The organism is Streptomyces sp. NPDC093260 (assembly GCF_040683715.1).
GTDB classification, from domain to species: domain Bacteria; phylum Actinomycetota; class Actinomycetes; order Streptomycetales; family Streptomycetaceae; genus Streptomyces; species Streptomyces sennicomposti.
Genome location: NZ_JBFBEK010000042.1, coordinates 39,833 through 58,335 on the forward strand (window position 1 = coordinate 39,833; position 18,503 = coordinate 58,335).

Sequence of the window (18,503 nt, forward strand, 5' to 3'; positions counted from 1 at the left end):
TTCACTCCGAGGGGTAGATGCGTCGAGACCCGAGGAAAAACGCTCGCCGGCAGGGGCGGTTGTGGCGACCCGGCCCACACTACGAATGAAATTCCGCAGGCCCGCGGACTCATGGAAAACTTCGATGCGCCCGAGGTGCCATATCGAAGAATGCTCATCGCGCTGTACAGCCGGCCCGGCCGGCCGTGCGCGCGCCCCTTTCCACGTCGTCGAGTTCACGTCGTCGCGAAAGCCGAACGCCCCGTCCGCGGGAAGCGGGACGGGGCGCCCGGGGCGCTCGGCCGGTGGTCGGGGGTCCTACCGTTCCGGGCGCAGGGAGACGGGCAGTGAGCTGTACCCGTGCAGGAAGTTGGAGTGGATGGGCCGGGCCGGGGCGGCCGGCGCCGCCTCGGCCACATGGGTGCGCAGCGCGGTCAGCAGGCCGTTGATCTCCGCGCGGCCCAGGTAGGCGCCGAGGCAGAAGTGCGGCCCGTAGCCGAACGACACGTGCTTGTTCGACGTGCGGCCCAGGTCGAAGACCTCGGGGGTGTCGAAGACCTCCTCGTCGTGGTTGGCGGAGACGTTCCAGAGCGTGACCACGTCGCCGGCGCGGACCGTCCGGCCGCCGATCTCCACGTCGGTCAGGGCGCGGCGGCCGAAGTGCATGGCGGGGGTGACCCAGCGCAGCACCTCCTCGACGGCGCTCTCCACCGTGACGTCGCCGTCCTTGAGCCGCTGCCATTGCGCGGGGTGGCGGATCAGCTCGTCCATCGCGCCGATCATGGAGAGCCGGCTGGTCTCGTCGCCGCCGATGATGACGCTGTAGCAGTTGAAGACGATCTCCTGCTCGGTGAGCGGCTCGCCGTCGATCGTGGCGGCGGCCAGCACGCTCACCACGTCGTCGCGCGGGTCGTCGCGCCGCTCGGCCGCCAGATCGCTGAAGTAGAGCAGCAGTTCGTTGCGGGCGACGAGCGCCTCCTCCTCCGCCTGGCCCTCCTCCTCGGAGCTGAGGGCCTGTTTGGTGAGGGAGAGCAGGTAGTCCCGGTCGGCGGCGGGCACGCCGAGCAGATCGGCGACGGTGGCCATCGGGATGTGCTCGGCGACGTCCTGCGCGAAGTCGCAGTCGCCGCGGGCCACCGCCTCGCGCACCAGCCGGTCCGCCCGCCGGCGTACCCCGTCGACGACGGGTTCCAGCACGCGCGGCGCGAACGCCTTGAGCAGCACGTTGCGCAGTTCCCGGTGGCGCCGGCCGTCGGTGACGGCCAGCATGCGCCCGGCGGCCGAGTCGCCGCCCTCCAGGAGGGTGGCGAGGACGTTGCCCCGCTCGGAGGTGAACCGTTTGTTGTCCCGGTACACCTCCAGCACGTCGCGGTAGCGGGAGAGCACCCAGAACCCGGGCACCGCGCGGCCCTGCACCGGGTGCCAGTGGACGGGGTGACCGGTGCGGAACGAGCGCCACAGCGCGGTCAGTTCGTCCCGGCCGGCGAGGAAGGTGCTCGGGTCGGTGAGATCGACGTCGGGCGGTGCGGCGGGCGGTGCGGCGGTCATGCCGCCTCGCGCTGCGTCATGGCCACCACGACCTTGCGCTCGCCGGTGAAGGGTCGCCGGCCGTGCGAGGTGAGGATGTTGTCGATCATCAGCACGTCCCCGGTGCGCCACGGCTCGGCGAGCGTCCTGTCGTCGTAGACGCCGCGGATGGTCGCGATCTCGTCGGCGGTGATGGGCGTGCCGTCGCCGTAGTACGCGTTGCGGGGCAGCCCGTCCTCACCGCAGATCTCCAGCAGCCCCTCGCGCACCGCCTCGGGCAGCGCGTGCACGTGGAACAGGTGCGCCTGGTTGAACCACACCTTGCGGCCGGTGACCGGGTGCACGGCGACCGCGGGGCGCTGCTGCCGGGTGCGCAGCACGTCGCCGTCCCACGCGGTCTCGATGCCGTGGTCGGCGCAGTAGCTCTCCACGTAGCCCTTGTCGTCGCTCTGGAAGCCCTCCTGCCAGGACAGGCCCATGCCGGTGCGGTAGGTACGGGTGTACAGCACGCCGCCCCTGTCCTCGAACCGGCGCACCAGGTCGGCAGGGAGCGCCCGGAGCACGGCCGCGCTGTCGGCGACCGGCGTCTCCCCGCCGGTCTCGGCGGCGCGCGCGCAGAAGAAGAAGACGTTGTGCGGCCAGTTCTGGGAGTAGGCGCTCTCGTTGTGCTGCGCGATCGTCTGGTCCTGCGGGTACTCCGTGGAGGTGTAGACCTTCCCGGTGACCCGGCTGCGCGGGGTGGAGCGCTCGTTGTACTCCAGGGTGCGGCCGCCGATCTCCTCGGCGATCGGGGCGAGTTCGGCCTCGTCGGCGAGGCCGCTCGCCTTGACCATGACGGCGGCGTGCTCGTACATCGCCGAGCGCAGCGCCTGGGCGTTCGCGGAGAACCAGGCGCGGTGGTCCGCGGTGTTCGGTGCGACCCGGAGCAGGTGGGTGCCGTTGTGCTCGGTCAGCTCGGTGTCGGCGTCGGTGAATGGCGTCGTCATCAGTCCTTCTCCACGTCCAGGCTGTAGCCGTCGGTGCTCGTGTGGTTGACCGGGTCGCCGGCCGCGTACTCGTAGGGGTTGAGGAAGGGGCCCGCGGACACGGGGGCGGAGAACCGTCCGAAGGCGGGGTTCAGGACCCGGGTGTCGAGCACGACGCTGTAGAGGGCGCCCTGGTGCTCGGTGCCGACCTGGTAGCGGCCGAGCCAGCCGTAGTCGAAGTCGCCGGGCAGGTTGTCGGGCACGTGCCGCGGGTCGACGGCTCCGTCGGCCCTGAGCGGCTCGCCGTACAGGCCGTACTGGTAGTGGTCGCCGCGCTGGCGGCCGTCGTCGCCGGTGACGAGGAAGATGTCGCCGCGGACCGTCGGGTGGCTCCAGGTGGTGCGGGCCGCGCCCTTGGCGTGGGCGTCGACGGTGAGCACCACGCCGCCGGGCAGCCCGACCACCCTGGCCAGCAGCCGCTTGCCGGCGTCGAGCACGAGGTCGGGGCTCGCCTCGGTCATGTCGGTGTGGCCGTACAGGACGGTCTCGGCGCCGTGGGCGGTGGTCGCCGTGCGGGCCATGAGGTGGTCGGCGATGTCCTTGGTGTAGCGCACGTCGGCGGCGTCGGGGCCGGTGACGGCGGAGCCGAGGTAGCGCTCGACGGCGTCCTGGCGCTGGGTCACCCGCAGCCCGTCCTGCTCGTAGCCGGTGAGGTGGCCGTTGAGGGCGTACGAGGCGCCGGTGAGGGGGTGGTCGCCCGTGGTCGCCAGCAGCCGGTCGGCGGCGTCGTAGCAGTAGCCGGTGACCGTGGCGCCCTTGGCGGTGCGGTCCGTCAGCCGGATCACGTCGCCGTTCGCGCCGGCGCCGGGACGCGTGCCGGCCGGGCAGCCGGCCGGCCGGTCGGTGGTGAAGTCGCGGACGTACTCGTGGCCGGTGACGAAGGCGTGCACCAGCCGGCCGGCCGCGTCGTACTCGAAGTCCGGGCCGTCCGGGCGGGCGTCCACGCCGGCCACGGACTCGTCGACGACGGTGCCCGACCGCGAGCGCGTCACACGGGCGGACTGCACCGTGCCGTCGGCGAGGGTCCAGTCCTCGTCGGTGATCCGGCCCGCCGGGTCGCGCCGCACGACGAGCCGGGTGCCGTTGGCGTAGCGCACGTCCTCGAGCGCGCCGGCGTCGTCGTACGCGGCCGAGGCCAGCCGGCGCCCGTCGAGGACGACGTCCAGGACCCGGCCGGCGGCGTCGTAGCGGGTCTGCTGGACCTGCGGGGCGTCGGCGGAGGAGGGCGGGCTCACCCGCTGCAGCACGGCCCGGCCCGCCCGGTCGTAGCTCGTGCGGGTGCGGGTGCCCTGGCCGTCGGTGTAGCTCACGGTGCGGCCCAGCAGGTCGACGGTGCTCGTCATGGAGTGGTCGTGCTGGCTCGCCCGCAGGGTCAGCGGGTCGCCGCCGTAGGCGCTGTCGTAGGTGACGGTCCACGCGGGCAGGCTCGCGTTGCCCGGCATGGACATGCTGGAGATGCGGCCGCGGGCGTCGTAGCGGACGCAGGTCCAGTCGGGCCCGCCGAAGTTCACGGCGGCGGGCAGGCCGCGCGCGTTGTAGACGTACTTCTCGACGCGCGCCGAGCCGTCGGCCCCGGCGGGCAGCGCCACGGACTTCGGCAGACCGCGCTGGGGCGCCGGGTCGCTCGTCGCGGTACAGGGGTTGTCGGCGCTCTCGCCGGCCCCGTAGTAGCCGTAGGTCTTGCGGGTGCCCGCCGGACTGGTCTCGGCGACCGGGCGGAACGCCTCGTCGAAGGAGTAGGCGGTGGTCAGGGCGAGACCGTCGGGGTCGGTCACCACATCGGCGGGCAGCCCCAGTTCGTTCAGGTCGGTGCGGGTCGTCAGGGCCGGCACGCCGTCGGAGTCGGCGCGCACGGTGGTGATGCCGGTGGGCCCGTACGAGGTGGTCCGGGCGGGGACCCGGGCGCAGCCCCGGGGGGCGGGGGCGATCGGGCGCAGGTCGGCGCCGAAGCAGTCGGCCGGGCCCGGGCCGTACGACCCCGTCGGCATGCCGGACCCGTCGTAGACGGTCGTCGTCAGCCGCCCGGCCGGGTCGGTCCGCGTCAACGGCTGGCCGGACTCCGTCCAGGTGAAGCGCGTGGTGCGGCCGGTCCCGTCGGTGTCGGCGGCGAGCCGTCCGGCGCCGTCGAAGGCGACCTTGCGGGTCCAGCCCTGCGGGGCGTCGGCGCCGGCCACGCGCAGCCGCGTCTCCCCGGCGGTCACGGTGTAGGAGTGCTCGGGGCGCAGCGAGGAGGCAGCGTCGGCGCCCGCCGGGTCGGGGCCGGTGACGCGGGCGGCCGTGGCGCTGTCGCCCCGGTAGTCGACACGGTACTGGGCGGCGGCGGTGTCGCGGCCGGTGACGGCCGCGATCCAGTCCATGACCAGCGGGGGCCGCACCGCGGTGAGCCGGTGGTCGGCCGCGTAGCCGAAGTCGGTGGTCTCTGCGCCCGGGCTGACGAAGCGGACCAGCTTGCCGTCGCGGTAGTGCAGCTGTGTCACGCCGGCGCCCGGCACCCGCACGGCGCACACGTAGCCGGCGGGCGCCTGGCGGTCGGCGCACTGCTCGTCGCCCGCATAAACGAAGGCCAGGCCCTCGTCCTCGGCCGCGGCGACGCCCGCGGTCTGGCCCTCCGCGGTCGCGGCGGCGGTGCGGCGCCCGGCGTGGCCGCGCTGCTCGCGGGCGCCCTCGGGGCGGGCCGCGGCGCGGGAGGAGCCGCCGGAAGCGGAGGCGGCGGCCGGGCCCTGCCCGGGAGCCGGGGTGGCCGCGCCCTGCCCCGAGGCGGCGGTGGCCGTGCCCCGCCCGGTGGCCGGGGCGGCGGCCGCGGTAGTGGGCGCGTTGGCGGCGGCCGCGGTGTCCGGGCCCGTCGCGGCCGGGGTCACGCTCCAGCCGGGCGGCAGCACGGCGCCCGACGGCTGCAGCCAGGAGGCGGGGACGGGGACGGTGTGACCGGCGCCGGCCGCCCACAGCGTGACCTGCCCGCCCTTGCCGGTGCGGCGGTAGTCGACGGCGACGGTGTGGGTCCGCCCTGCCCGGAGCCGTACCGCGGTGCCGTACGCGGGGCCGTCGCCGGCCTTCGCGCCCGTCCAGTCGTCCAGCACCGTGCGGCCGTCGATCCGTACGCGCAGCCCGCCGTCATGGCTGCCGCCGAAGCGGTAGAGGCCGTCGGCGGGCACGGCGAGCCGGCCCGTCCAGCGCACCCGGAAGGCGGCGTCGCGGTCGGCCTGCGGATACGGCGCCTGGTCGCCCCAGTGGAAGTCGACGCGGGCGTCGGTGCGGACGGCGGCGGCCTTCTCCTTGTCGCCGATGCCGGTGGCGGAGTCGCCCGCGTAGTACGAGCCGGTCAGCCCGGACACCGTGCTGGCGGCCTGCGCGTCGTACCGGAAGGTGGCTCCCAGCGTCCCCGAACCGGTCGAGACCTGCGGGGTGTTGACGGAGGCGGTGACGTTGCCGGTGGCGAGGTTGACGGTGACCGGGCCGAGGGTGTCCGTGGGGACCGGGCCGTCGGCCTGCTGGGCGCCCAGCCGCTGGTCGACGGCGAAGGAGCGCGCCGCCGCGTCCCGACCGACCCGGCCGGTGCGGTCCTTGACGCGCACCGTCCAGGTGTAGTGGCCGCCGTCCTTGAGAAGTCCGGCAGGAACCTGCCATCGGGCAGCCGTGATCCAGCCCGACGAGGTGACCTGGCCGGTGCGCGGGGCGTCGCCGGTGGACAGGACGAACTCGTAGGCGGCCGCGCCGTGCCGGGCCGTGGCGCGGAGCCAGGGCCGGACGGTGGTGAGGGTCGCCCCGCCGGCGGGCGCGGCCGCCACGACCGCGGGACCGGTGGCGTGGCCGGTGGCGGAGTCGAACCGGCCCTGCGGCCAGCCAGCCGAGGTGGGCGCGCCCGCCGGAGCGGCCAGGTACGGCACCCGCGTCGCGTCGCCCTGCGCCGCGGCCTCGGTGACCGCCGGGCGCACCGCGCCCAGCAGCGTGAAGGAAAGAACCGTCGCCGCGGCCGCGGCGGTCCATCCGGGTCTTCTGGTGCGAGCCATGCCCAGTCACCACTCCAAAGATGGGGAATCGCGAGGGAAAGAGAGGGGGAGAACGCAGCGCACGGCGGCACCGGCACAGCGACCGTTCCCGATGCTGTCAGCGGCCGAATCCGCACCGAAGTCCGCAGAGAATCTTTGAATACGGTCCCGGTGGCCGACCCGCTGACCGGCCAACTACCGTGCTCTTCGTGACCATTCGCATACTTCTCGCCGACGACCAGGAGTCCGTGCGCATCGGATTCCGGCTGATCCTGGACTCCCAGCCGGACATGGAGGTCGTGGGCGAGGCATCGGACGGCCGGCAGGCCGTCGAACTGGCTCAGGCGCTCAGACCCGACGTGCTGCTCGCCGACATCCGCATGCCGCGCATGGACGGTCTGGAGGTGACCCGGCGGCTCGCCGGACCGGAGGCCGTGGACCCGGTGCGCGTGGTGGTGGTGACGACGTTCGGGCTCGACGAGTACGTCCACACCGCGCTGCACAACGGCGCCTGCGGCTTCCTGCTGAAGCGGTCGGGGCCCGCGCTGCTGGTGGAGGCGGTCCGGGCCGCGATGGCCGGCGACACCCTGATCAGCCCGTCGCTCACGGTCAGCCTGCTGCGGCACGCGCAGGAAGCCGCGCGGCCCCGGCCCGCGCAGCCGGCGGACGCGCTGACGGAGCGTGAGACCGAGATCGCGCGGCTGGTCGCCAAGGGGCTGACCAACGCCGAGATCGGGGCGCAGTTGTTCATCTCCGCCGGTACGGCGAAGACGCACATCGCCAACGTGCAGCGCAAGCTGGACGCCCGCAACCGCGTCGGCATCGCCGCCTGGGTGTGGGGCAACGGCCTGATGGAGTGAGGAGCCCGGCCAGCCGTTCCCGGCGGTTCCGGCCCCGCGGGCGGCCGGGCCGGAACCGCCGGGTCAGGACGGCGCACAGACGTCCTTCATGCTGTCGATCAGGGCGAGTACGGCTCGGGCGGAGGGCAGTATCATGCGGCCCTCCCGGGTGAGTCTCGCCCCGGTGGAATCACGGGTGAAGAGTTTGATCCCCAGCACCTGCTCCAGACACTTGATCTGATAACTGATGGCCGGCTGCGAATATCCAAGCACTCTTGCGGCCTGATCCATGCGACCGACCTCGGCAACGGACACAAAGGCACGGAACTCACGCTCGTGCATCACTCCCCCTGTCTCTCCGGTGGAACACAAGCGGATCCAACTGCCTCCCGCGCTCAGGCGCCGGAACTGTTGAGAGGCGGTTCCATACCAGCCCAGAGGAAATGCCAGGGGCAATGGAAGGTGCAGGAAGCTGCAAGGCGTGCCGACCGGCACGCCCGGCACGTCCGAAAGGCGCCTCCGGAGGGATTCCGGGGGCGCCTTCCGGGTCGTCAGCCGGTCCGGCTGCCGCCCTGTCCTGACCGGTCAGCCCTGGCTGATGGCCGCGAGCACGTTCAGCCGGGCGCCGCGCCGGGCGGGGGCGAGCGAGGCGATGACGCCGACGACCGCCGCACCGATCAGGTAGGCGAGCATCTGGCCCCAGGGCAGGGAGAGACGGGTGACGCCCTGGTCCTTCATCCCGTGGGCCACCGCGAGCCCGAGCACCGCGCCCACCACGAGACCGAGCACCGCGCCGAACAGCGAGATCACCACCGACTCGGTCATGATCATGCGCACCGTCTGACCGCGGCTGAGACCGATGGCGCGCAGGGCGCCCATCTCCCGGGTGCGCTCCAGGATCGACAGGGCCAGCGTGTTGACGATGCCGAGCACGGCGATCAGCATGGCCACGGCCAGCAGCGCCTGGACGACGGCGAGCATCATGGCGAACCCGCCGCTGAACTTGTCGATCACCTCGTCGCGGGTCTGCACGGTCACCTCCGGGCTGTCCTTCAGCAGGGACTCGATCCGGGAGCGCACCTGTGCCGTGTCGGCCCCCTTCGCCAGCTGGAAGTAGGCCTGCGAGGGCTGCTTGGAGCGGAACCCGGCCTGTGCGTCGGCCCACGGGACGACGACCCCGTTGGCGAGCGCGGAGTCGGCGAACAGGCCGGCCACCCGGTAGGTGCGGGCCTCGCCGCGCTGCAACTGGACGCGGACGCTGTCGCCGACCTTCAGCCCGCGGTTGCCGGCGGTGCTCTCGTTCATCACCACGGTGCCCGCAGCCAGGGTGTCCACGCTGCCGCCGGCGCCCTTCAGACCGAGCACCTCGCGCGCCTTGGACCAGTCCTGCCAGGAGGCGACCGACTGGGTGTCCTTGCCGACCGTGGCCGAGTCCATCGCCGCGGCGGCGACGTTGCCGACCCCCGGCTCCCGGGCGATCCGGGTGAGCGCGGCCGGGTCGATGGCCGCCGAGTTGGCCGAACCGGCCTCACCCATGGCCACCAGGTCCGCCCGCAGGTCCCGCCTGATGTCGCGGGTGACGCTCTCCTCGGAGGAGACGGCCACCGTGCTGATGGCGGTGACCAGGGCCACTCCGATCATCATGGCCGAGGCCGTGATGGCGGTGCGGCGGGGATTGCGGGCCGAGTTGCCGCGCCCGAGGCGGCCGGGCAGCGACCGGGCGAACAGCGCCCCGAGCCACCGCACGGCCGGACCGCTGAGCAGCGGGGTGAGCAGGGCGACGCCGACGAAGGCGGGCAGGACGCCGAGGAGGATCGCGGAGACCCCACCGGCTCCCGTGCTGCCGAGGACGAGCAGCAGCGCGCCCAGGGCCAGCAGCGCCGCCCCGGTCCAGGTCTGCTTGCGGTGCCGTCCCTGCGGTGCGGCGCTCGACCGGATCACCGCCAGCGGAGCCACCTTGGAGGCGCGCAGCGCGGGCGCCAGCGCGGCCAGCATCGTGGTGACGATGCCCACCGCGAAGGCGGTGACCACCGCGGACGCGGGCACCCCGAGCGAGGCCACCTTCAGCCCGTCCGTCGAGCCGGCCAGCAGGTCGGAGCCGAGCGCCCCGATGCCGATCCCGGCGGCCAGCCCCAGGGCCGAGGAGACCAGGCCCACCGCGAAGGACTCCAGGAGCACGGAGCCGATCATCTGCCGGCGGCTGGCGCCCAGGGCGCGCAGCAGGGCCAGTTCGCGCATGCGCTGCGCCACGATGATGGAGAAGGTGTTGACGATGAGGAAGACACCGACGAGGACGGCGACGGCGGCGAAGCCGAGCAGCAGCATGCCCATCATGTCGAGGATGCCTCGGGCCTTGTCCGACGCCTTCTCGGCCAGCTCACGGCCGGTCAGCACGTCGTAGCCGTCGCCGAGTTCACGGTCGAGGGCCTGGGTCACCTGTGCGGCCGAGGCGCCGGGGGCGAGGCTGATCCGCACCCCGGAGAACTCTCCGGTGCGGCCGAGCATCAGCTGCTGGGCGACCGGCTCGGCGAAGATCACCGTCTGCTCGCCGCCGACGGAGTCCCGCTGGCCGGAGTAGCCGAAGACGCCGGCCACGGTGAAGGTCCGCCGGGGCTCGTTCGTCAGCACGCCGATGCTGTCGCCGACCTTCAGGCCCGCCTTCTTCGCCAGTCCGGCGTTGACTGCCACCTCGCCGGCGGCGCGCGGTTCGTGGCCCGAGCGCAGCTTGATCAGGTCGCTCTCGCCGCGCCAGCTGCCGCCGTAACGGGGACCGCCGGTGCCCGGGACGATCTTGCCGTCCTTGCCGACGGCCCGGGCGCCCTCGGCCAGGACCAGGCCGCTCGCCCTGGCCACCCCGGGGACGCCGGCCGCCTTGGCGATGTCGGCCGCGTCCACCGCGGGCACCGCGGCCGGGTCGTCGGCGGTGCCCGCGGACACCTTGGGCCGGTGCTCGACGTAGAGGTCGATGTCCTCGTAGGCGCCGGTGAACTGGGCGTCGATGGAGCGGTTGAGGGTGTCCTTGATGACCATGGCGCCGGACACGAACATCACGGCGAGCACGATCGCCAGGCCGGACAGGACCAGGCGCAGTTTGCGGGAGAACAGGCTCTTGAGCGTCGCGGTCAGCATCACGCCACCCGCGTCCGGCCGTCGAGGGCGCGCATCTTGTCGAGGACGGCGTCCGCGGTCGGCTCCCGCAGCTCGTCCACGACCTCGCCGTCGGCCAGGAAGACGACGCGGTCGGCGTAGGAGGCGGCCCGGGGGTCGTGGGTCACCATGACGATGGTCTGCCCGAGGGCGCGGACCGACTCCCGCAGGAACTGCAGGACTTCGGTGCCGGAGGCGGAGTCCAGGTTGCCGGTGGGCTCGTCGGCGAAGATGACCTCCGGCTGGGAGACCAGCGCCCGCGCGCAGGCGACGCGCTGCTGCTGGCCGCCGGACAGCTCGCTGGGCCGGTGGCCGAGCCGCTGGGCCAGGCCGACGGTGTCGACGACCCGGTCGAACCAGTCCTGGGACGGTTTGCGCCCGGCGATCGCCAGCGGCAGCAGGATGTTCTCCTCGGCCGTGAGCGTCGGCAGCAGGTTGAACTGCTGGAAGATGAAACCGATCTGGTTGCGGCGCAGCAGTGTCAGCTGCTTGTCGGTCATGTCGTTCACCTTGGCGTCGCCGATGAAGACCTCGCCCTCCGTGAGGGTGTCCAGGCCGGCCAGCGTGTGCATGAGGGTCGACTTGCCGGAGCCGGACGGCCCCATGATCGCGGTGAACTCACCGGCGGCGAACTCGACGTCCACGCCGCGCAGTGCCGCGACTTGGGCCTCCCCTTCGCCGTACAGCTTCGTCACCCCGACAGCCCGGGCGGCGACCTGTCGCTTCGTCGAAGCCGAAATGGTCGCGGTCATGACTCACACTCCCCACAGGGATCGATTCGAGAACGGTCCATGACCGGAGCACTGTGCACCGTGTCCGGCTCGGAAAGGGACCTTACGAGCGGCCCGGTCAGGGCCGCATCTGCCGAACGGCATAGATGTTCGCCTCCCCGGGCGGCCGCCTCCGAGGACAGATCGAACTCTTGAAAGCAGCACTGCGCCCGGCCGCCGGGCCTCCTAGCGTGCCGGGGGACCGGCGGTATGCCCGCGCTGCGCTACGGAGGTCAGAAGATGGCGGCCACGCGGACCCTTTCCAAGTTCTGGATGCTGACGAACGAGTTCACCCAGAACCCCTATCCGTTGCTCGAACACGTGCGGAAGGAGAGCCCGGTGTGCGAGCTGGCCTTCCCGGACGGCGGCCGGGCCTGGGTGGTGACCCGCTACGACGACGCCAAGGCGGCGCTGGCCGATCCCCGGCTGAGCCGGGACATCCACGTGCAGTACCGCCTGATGTCCGAGCGCACCGGACGGCCGATGGCGCCGCCGCCCGAGGAGGCCAACCACCTCGCCAACCAGGAGCCGCCGCGCCACACCCCGCTGCGCCGGGCGATCAGCTTCGCGTTCACCCCGCGCCGGGCGGAGGCGCTGCGCCCGCGGGTGGAGGAGATCGCCGGCCGCCTCCTCGACGCCCTGCCGGAGGGTTCGCCGGCCGATCTCGTCGCCGGGTACGCCGATCCGCTGCCCGTCATCACCATCGCCGAGCTGATGGGCGTGCCCTCCGACAGCTGGCCGGACTTCCTGCGGTGGTCGGCCGCGCTGCGCGCGCACTCCCCCACCGACTCCTCCGGGCGGCTGCAGAGCACCGTCCGGGAGCTGTCCGACTTCATGGCCGCGCTGATCGCGCGCAAGGAGCGCGAGCCGGGCGAGGACCTGCTGTCCGCGCTGATCCACGCCGACCCCGAACGCCGGCTGACCAGCACCGAGATCCTGTCCACCGGCTTCGCCCTGATGACGGGCGGCAACGACACCACCGCCAGTCTGGTCGGCGGGGTGCTCGCCGCCCTCCTCACCCACCCCGCCGAACGCTCCCGGCTCATGTCGGAGCCGGGCCGCTGGACGGCGTCCATGGACGAACTGATCCGGTACGTGAGCCCGATCAGCAACGCGCTGCAGCGCGTCACCACCGAGCCGGTGGAGCTGGGCGGGGTGACCATCCCGGCCGGCGAGGTCGTCGTCATCTGCGTGATGTCGACCAACCGGGACGCCGGCCAGTTCCCCGACCGCCCCGACGTGCTCGACCTGGACCGGCCCAAGCCGGCCCATCTCAGCTTCGGGCACGGCATCCACTACTGCTCCGGCGCACACCTGGCGAAGGTCATCACCGAGGTCTCCGCGCGCCGGCTCTTCGAACGCTTCCCCGAGGCCCGGCTCGCGGTGGACCCGGCGCGGCTGGAGTACGAGCAGAACGTGGTCGTGCGCCCGCTGCGGGCGCTGCCGGTCCTGCTGCGCCCCTGAGCGGGCCCGGCGCGCGGGACCGCCGCGCGCCGGGGCCGGGTCACTCGGGGCGGCGCATGGCGGTGTACAACGCCCTGAGCATCAGGATCGCGCTGAACGCGAGCACGTGGTAGCCGAGCAGCGGGTACAACTCCAGCTGCCGGGTCACCCGCGGCCCCTTCCCGGTGCCGAACACCAGCAGCATGACCCCCATCATGCCCATGCAGGCGGCCATCAGACTGATCGTCACCTGGTGGACCAGCCCGGAGACGAAGCGGCGTTCCCGCTCGTCGGCGAGCACCCGGACCCGCACGCCGAGCCTGCCCTCCTCCAGCGAGGCGCTGATCCGCTCGGCCCGGCGCGGCAGCCTGCGCATCATGGGCAGCACGTGCAGCAGCTCCTGCGCCGCGCCGTGCAGCAGGGACGGCACCGCCTGGGGCGCCAGGCCGCCCGCGTCCGCGTCGTCGGCCGGCGGGGCGCCCGGCCGGCGCCGGAACCGGTCGGTGAGCATGCCCACCGCGAACGACCGGGCCTCCTGCAGCAGGTTGAAGCCGGGAGCGAGCCGGGTGAGGGTCCCCTCGATGGTGGCCAGCGCTCGGAAGACGGCCGCGATCTCGGGCGGCACCGCCAGCCCGAACCGGGCCAGCATCCGGAACAGGGCGGTGAACATCTCCGTGTCCGGCTGTGCGTCCACCCCCAGGTGCCGGGCCATGAACCGGCCCAGCTCCCGTTCCAGCAGCGGCCCGGGCAGCAGGTCCTCGTGCATGGTGGCGCGGGTGCCGAGCAGGGTCAGCAGCGCGTCGTGCAGCCCGGCCGGGTCACCGCGGTCGACGGCGATCAGCAGCTCGCGGATGGCGAGCCGGGCGGAGGGGTCGATACGGCCCACCGAGCCGAAGTCGATCAGCCCGATGTTCCCGTCGTCGAGCAGCAGCAGGTTCCCCGGATGCGGGTCGGCGTGGAAGACGCCCACCCGCAGGATCTGGTGCAGCATCGAGCCGAACGCGGTGCGGGCCAGCGCCTCCCGGTCGAGTCCGGCCTCCTCGGCGACCGCTCCGGCCCGGTCGAAGGTGACGCCCTCCAGCCACTCCTGGACCAGCACCCGGGCCGAGGTGTACTCCTCGTGCACGCGCGGGATACGCACCCGGGCGCCCTCGCGGACCCCCCGGGTGGCGTGGATCACCGCGTTCGCGTTGCGCGCCTCGATGCGGAAGTCCAGTTCCTCGCGCAGCGACTGTGCGAACCCGTCGCTCAGTTCGCGCAGCCCGAAGGCGTGGGCGGAGCGGACGCGGCTCTGCAGACCGCGGCTGAGCGCGAGGACGATGTCCAGGTCCCGCTCGACCGCCTCGCGGACGCCCGGCCGCTGGATCTTGACGACGACCGTGGAGCCGTCGAGCAGCCGGGCGCGGTGCACCTGCGCGACGGAGGCCGCCGCCAGCGGCTGGTGCTCGATGCTCTCGAATACCTCGGAGACGGGCCGGCCCAGCTCCTTGCGCAGCACCGCCTCGACCTCCGGCCAGGGCGCGGGCGGCACGGCGCTCTGCAGCCTGCTGAACTCGTCGATGAAGTGGGGCGGCAGCAGGTCGCGCCGGGTGGAGAGCACCTGGCCGAGCTTGATCAGCGCCCCGCCGCACTCCTCCAGGGCCAGCCGCGCCGAGCGGGCCGACTGCTCGCCGAACGGCCCGGGCCGCATCGCCCGGTCCCAGCCGCCGCGTCCGCGCAGCACCCAGCCGAGGCCGTTGCCGATGAGGATCCGGCTGATCTGCAGATAGCGGCGCGTCCTGCGCACCCGGTCGCCCAGACCGCGCGCCGCCTGCAGTGGGCGGGCCCAGCTGCCGTACGGCAGGAAGACCTCCAGGACCACCAGTGCGGCCATCGCGGCCAACAGGGCCAGCGGGATCTGGAGGGTGGACAGCGCGCCCCGCTCGGCATCGCTGCCGCGCAGCACCTGCCCGTACACGACCAGGCTGGCCACGCCGACGAGGCCGGCGCCGAGCATGCGCAGCGCCCCGACCCTGATCCCGAGAAGCCGGCGCGAGGCCGTCGAGACGCCGACGGCGAGGGCGACGAGCAGCACCGCGGCGGTCACGGCCACCAGGAGGGTGAGTGGTATGCCGCTGAACGCGGCCTCGGCCATGGATGTCATCGAACCGCTCCCTCGATCGTCGCGCGCCACCTTAGGGCGCGGGCGCGCACCGGCTGAGAGAGGTGGCAGCTTGCTGCAACGCCGCCGGTGGCGCCGCGAGCGGTGGAAGGTCTGTACAGGGTCTGTATCCGCCTGGCGGACGACTCGACCGGGGAGCGGAGAAATCGGCGGTCTCGCGTATCCCTCCCTGGCGGAGGCTGTCAGCGGGTCCCCGCAGGGCCCCGTCCGCGGCAGAGGAGGAACCATGTACGACGACCACGCGGCCACCGGGCAGGTACGGCATCCGCTCGCGCTTCTGACGGAGATCGAACAACGGGCCGTCGTCGAGGCGGTGCCCTCGGAGGAGCGCACCACGCCCTCGGTCAGACTGCTCACGGAGTACGTGCAGGCGCTGGGTGAGCTGGTCGCCCAGCGCGGCACGCTCGAGGAGCCGGAGGCGTACTCCTTCGACGAGGGCCACGCCGGCGGATGCGGCTGAGCCGGCGCGGGCCCGGCCCGCCCGACGACGCGACACGGCGTCGCCCGGTACCCGGCGGCGCGGTGTCCCGTCCGCCCGACGCCCCGGCGCCACTCCGCCCGCAGGGCCGGCGGACGACGTCCGGGGCTGGGGGCCGGGGCGCGAGGCGGCGGAGGCGCCCCGCTACGCCGCGGTGAGCGCCGCCGCGCCGTGTCCGGCGGCCAGGAGACGGGCCAGGGCCGTCACGCGATAGCTGGGCCACGGGCCGGCGTCGGCGGGGCGGCCCTCCAGCAGTCGTGCGTCGGCGAGCCGGCCGAGCGTCTCCTCGGCGTCCTCGGCCGGTACGCCCAGGAGCAGGGCCGCGTCCGCGGCGGTGAACCGGCGCGGCCCCGCCGCCGCGAGCACGGTGAAGGTCTCCCGGAGTTCGCCGGGAAGCCCGCGCAGCACGGCACGCAGCCCCGCTCCCGCGTCCAGGCCGCCGAACCTCAGCTCGGCCAGCCTGCGTTCCTCGGGTTCGAGGCGGTCGGCGAGGTGGGCGACGGACCAGTGGGGCCGGGCGGCGAGCCGGGCCCCGGCGATCCGCAGGGCGAGCGGGGTGCGGTCGCACAGTTCGGCGATGCGCACGGCCGCCCGGGGCTCCGCGATGATCCGCTCCGGTCCCGCGACCGCCGCGAGCAGCCGTATGGCATCGGCGGGCGCCAGCGGTCCGAGCCGCACCGGCCGGACGCCCTCCAGTGCTCCCAGCGCGGCGCCGACGCCCGTGACGACGGTACGACTCGCCCCGGCGCCCGGCAGCAGCGGGCGCACCTGCGCGTCGTCGTCCGCCCCGTCCAGGACGACCAGCATCCGCCGGCCCGCCGTACGGGTCCGGTAGAGCTGCACCCGTTCGTCGAGGTTCGCGGGCAGCAGCGTCGGGGCCACGCCCAGCGCGCGCAGGAACCAGCCGAGGACCTCGTACGGGGCGCGGGCGGGTCCGGCGGTGCACAGGTCGGCGTGGAGGAGACCGTCCGGGAAGGCGTCGCGGCAGCTTTCGGCGACGTACCGGGCCAGTGCCGACTTCCCGCTCCCGGGCGCGCCGGTGATCAGCACGTCCCGCCGTCCGCGCAGGGCCCCGGCGACCTCCGCGGCCTCCCTGCGCCGCCCGGTGAAATCCGCGGGGGCGGCCGGGACCTGTCTGGGCACGGCCGTCTGCCGCGCCCCCCGGCCCGCCGGACCGCCGTCCCGGGACCGACCGCCGTCGCCGGGCGGCGCGGCGACGGCGGGCCCGCAGCGTCCGTGCGGCGCGTCCTGCGTTTCCGCCACGACGTATCCGAACGGGAGGAACGCGCCCGGCCCCGCGCCGTACGGTCCCGGCGCGGGCACCCCGTCGGCCTCGGCGACAGCCCCGGGACCGGCCGCGCCCGTGCCTTCCTCTCCGGCGCCGGCCGCCCCCTTTGCGCTCTCCCCGGTGCCGGCCGCTCCCCCGCCGACCGCCCCGGCAGCCTCGTCGGCCGTCGCGCCCGGAGGGAACCGGCCGGGCGGCGGTCCGCCCGCCGTGTCCGCCACCGGCCCGCCGAGGGCCGCGGAGGGCAGTGTGCCGGTGAGGACGTGCTGGTGCAGGGCGCGCAGCGCCGGGCCGGGGTCGATACCGAGTTCCTCGGCGAGCAGGCGGCGGCCCGACTCGTAGACCGCGAGGGCGTCGGCCCGCCGGCCGCAGCGGTGGAGAGCCGTCATCAACTGGCCGCGCAGACGCTCGCGCAGCGGATGCAGGAGCACCTCGCGTGTCAGCGCCGGCACCGCCTCCGCGTGGCCGCCCAGGGCGAGCGCGGCCTCGGCGTGGCCCTCCACCGCGGCGAGCCGGGCCTCGGCCAGCCGCGGCGCCTCGGCCTCGGCGAACCACTCGGTCACCCCGGTCAGCGCCGGACCGCGCCACAGGGCGAGGGCGGCCGCGTACCGCCGTTCGGCCGCCGTGTGCCGGCCCGCGCGCAGGTCGGCGCCGGCCGCCTCGGCCAGGTCGCGGAAGGCGGCCCAGTCGAAGAACGCCCCGCCCGTGTCCATCCGGTAGCCACGACCGCCGCGTTCCAGGCGGACCGCGTCGCCGAGCCGGGTGCGCAGCCGGGACACGTAGGTGTAGAGCTGTTTGGTGCTCGTCGTGGGCGGCTGCCAGCCCCACAGCAGTGCGGTGAGCCGCTCGTCCGTCACCACCGCGCCCTGGGCCAGCAGCAGGGCGGCCAGCACGGTGCGCTGCTTGTCGCCGTCGAGAGCGACGGTACGGCCCGCGCCCTCCGCCGACACCAGACCGAGCACTCTGAAGTCCATTCCGCCCTCCCTCGTCACGGCCCGGCCGCCCGGTGGGCGGGGCTGCGCACCGGCGTCGCCTCCGGACACGGCGGCCTACCGGACGCGCGGCCGTCCGCCGGCCATCCAGGACGCCGGCGGACACAGCTCCGGGCGGGGCCAGCCGGCGCCGCGGACGGGCGGTTCGCTCACCTCACGGGCGGCGGCCAGGGCCGTGAGCAGCGCGGTGACGGCGGCCAGTTCCTCGGCGGACGGGGAGCCTCGGACGATCTCGAACACCGTGGGTCCGAGCGGTCCGTCGAACACCGGGTGCGCAGAGGACATGACGGTCCCTCCTTCAGGCCGGCGGATTGCCGTGTTTGCGGGCGGGCAGGGCGGCGTGCTTGGCGCGGAGCACGGCCAGCGCGCCGATCAGCGCGCCACGGGTGCCGGCCGGGTCGATGACGTCGTCCACCAGGCCGCGTTCGGCGGCGTAGTAGGGGTGCATCAGCTCGGCCTTGTACTCCTTGACCAGGTGGGCGCGCGCCGCCTCCGGGTCCTCGGCGGAGGCGATCTGGCGGCGGAACACCACGTTGGCCGCCCCCTCCGCCCCCATCACGGCGATCTCGTTGGCGGGCCAGGCGAGGGAGAGGTCCGCGCCGATGGACCGGGAGTCCATGACGATGTAGGCGCCGCCGTAGGCCTTGCGCAGGACCAGCGAGACGCGCGGCACGGTCGCGTCGCAGTAGGCGTAGAGCAGCTTGGCGCCGTGCCGGATGATGCCGCCGTGCTCCTGGTCGACGCCGGGCAGGAACCCGGGGACGTCGACCAGGGTCACGATCGGGATGTTGAAGGCGTCGCACATCTGCACGAAGCGGGCGGCCTTCTCGCTCGCCTCGATGTCCAGGACGCCGGCCAGCACCTGCGGCTG

Annotated in this window: 13 protein-coding genes; 3 read left to right on the plus strand and 10 right to left on the minus strand. The window is 74.0% G+C overall.

Annotated elements, in window-relative coordinates; genetic code table 11:
* Nucleotides 1-297 precede the first annotated feature (297 nt).
* Genes AB0N63_RS33745 through AB0N63_RS33755 form a run of 3 tightly spaced genes read right to left on the minus strand, consistent with a single transcriptional unit; the run spans nt 298 to nt 6,538 of the window.
* A complete protein-coding gene (locus tag AB0N63_RS33745) occupies nt 298-1,527 on the minus strand; it encodes a cytochrome P450 (RefSeq protein ID WP_365535330.1) in 1,230 nt (409 codons plus the stop codon).
* Nucleotides 1,524-2,492: a TauD/TfdA family dioxygenase gene (locus tag AB0N63_RS33750; RefSeq protein WP_365535331.1), complete on the minus strand. Its 969-nt coding sequence runs from the start codon at nt 2,490-2,492 to the stop codon at nt 1,524-1,526. The genes AB0N63_RS33745 and AB0N63_RS33750 overlap by 4 nt, the downstream gene beginning before the upstream one ends.
* Nucleotides 2,492-6,538 carry a PA14 domain-containing protein gene (locus AB0N63_RS33755; RefSeq protein WP_365535333.1) on the minus strand — a complete coding sequence of 1,349 codons (4,047 nt, stop codon included), beginning with the start codon at nt 6,536-6,538 and terminating at the stop codon, nt 2,492-2,494. The genes AB0N63_RS33750 and AB0N63_RS33755 overlap by 1 nt, the downstream gene beginning before the upstream one ends.
* Nucleotides 6,539-6,726: 188 nt before the next feature.
* Between AB0N63_RS33755 and AB0N63_RS33760 the strand changes: the two genes are divergently transcribed.
* Complete coding sequence (locus AB0N63_RS33760) at nt 6,727-7,377, plus strand: response regulator transcription factor (protein WP_365535335.1); 651 nt, start codon at nt 6,727-6,729, stop codon at nt 7,375-7,377.
* Nucleotides 7,378-7,440: 63 nt separating this feature from the next.
* On the opposite strand, the gene AB0N63_RS33765 is transcribed toward AB0N63_RS33760, so the two are convergent.
* From AB0N63_RS33765 to AB0N63_RS33775, 3 genes are all read right to left on the minus strand, one after another.
* Nucleotides 7,441-7,698 carry a LysR family transcriptional regulator gene (locus AB0N63_RS33765; protein WP_365535337.1) on the minus strand — a complete coding sequence of 86 codons (258 nt, stop codon included), beginning with the start codon at nt 7,696-7,698 and terminating at the stop codon, nt 7,441-7,443.
* A 243-nt stretch (nt 7,699-7,941) separates the two neighbouring features.
* Nucleotides 7,942-10,485 (minus strand): ABC transporter permease, encoded by a 2,544-nt coding sequence (locus AB0N63_RS33770; protein WP_365535339.1) that lies wholly within the window; start codon nt 10,483-10,485, stop codon nt 7,942-7,944.
* Complete coding sequence (locus AB0N63_RS33775) at nt 10,485-11,255, minus strand: ABC transporter ATP-binding protein (RefSeq protein ID WP_365535342.1); 771 nt, start codon at nt 11,253-11,255, stop codon at nt 10,485-10,487. The genes AB0N63_RS33770 and AB0N63_RS33775 overlap by 1 nt, the downstream gene beginning before the upstream one ends.
* Nucleotides 11,256-11,513: 258 nt before the next feature.
* Between AB0N63_RS33775 and AB0N63_RS33780 the strand changes: the two genes are divergently transcribed.
* On the plus strand, nt 11,514-12,737 hold the full coding sequence (locus AB0N63_RS33780; RefSeq protein WP_365535344.1) for a cytochrome P450: 1,224 nt from the start codon (nt 11,514-11,516) through the stop codon (nt 12,735-12,737).
* Nucleotides 12,738-12,777: 40 nt separating this feature from the next.
* On the opposite strand, the gene AB0N63_RS33785 is transcribed toward AB0N63_RS33780, so the two are convergent.
* Nucleotides 12,778-14,859 carry an AarF/UbiB family protein gene (locus AB0N63_RS33785; RefSeq protein WP_365535347.1) on the minus strand — a complete coding sequence of 694 codons (2,082 nt, stop codon included), beginning with the start codon at nt 14,857-14,859 and terminating at the stop codon, nt 12,778-12,780.
* A 244-nt stretch (nt 14,860-15,103) separates the two neighbouring features.
* Between AB0N63_RS33785 and AB0N63_RS33790 the strand changes: the two genes are divergently transcribed.
* Complete coding sequence (locus AB0N63_RS33790; protein ID WP_365535349.1) at nt 15,104-15,337, plus strand: DUF6269 family protein; 234 nt, start codon at nt 15,104-15,106, stop codon at nt 15,335-15,337.
* 162 nt (nt 15,338-15,499) lie between these two features.
* Here AB0N63_RS33790 and AB0N63_RS33795 read toward each other — a convergent pair whose 3' ends face one another.
* The 3 genes from AB0N63_RS33795 to AB0N63_RS33805 form a co-directional block, all read right to left on the minus strand.
* Nucleotides 15,500-17,614, minus strand: a complete 2,115-nt coding sequence (locus AB0N63_RS33795) for a BTAD domain-containing putative transcriptional regulator (RefSeq protein ID WP_365535351.1) — start codon at nt 17,612-17,614, stop codon at nt 15,500-15,502.
* Between the two features lie 75 nt (nt 17,615-17,689).
* On the minus strand, nt 17,690-17,917 hold the full coding sequence (locus AB0N63_RS33800; protein WP_365535353.1) for an acyl-CoA carboxylase epsilon subunit: 228 nt from the start codon (nt 17,915-17,917) through the stop codon (nt 17,690-17,692).
* Nucleotides 17,918-17,930: 13 nt separating this feature from the next.
* On the minus strand, nt 17,931-18,503 hold a 573-nt coding region (locus tag AB0N63_RS33805), incomplete at its 5' end, for a carboxyl transferase domain-containing protein (RefSeq protein WP_365535355.1).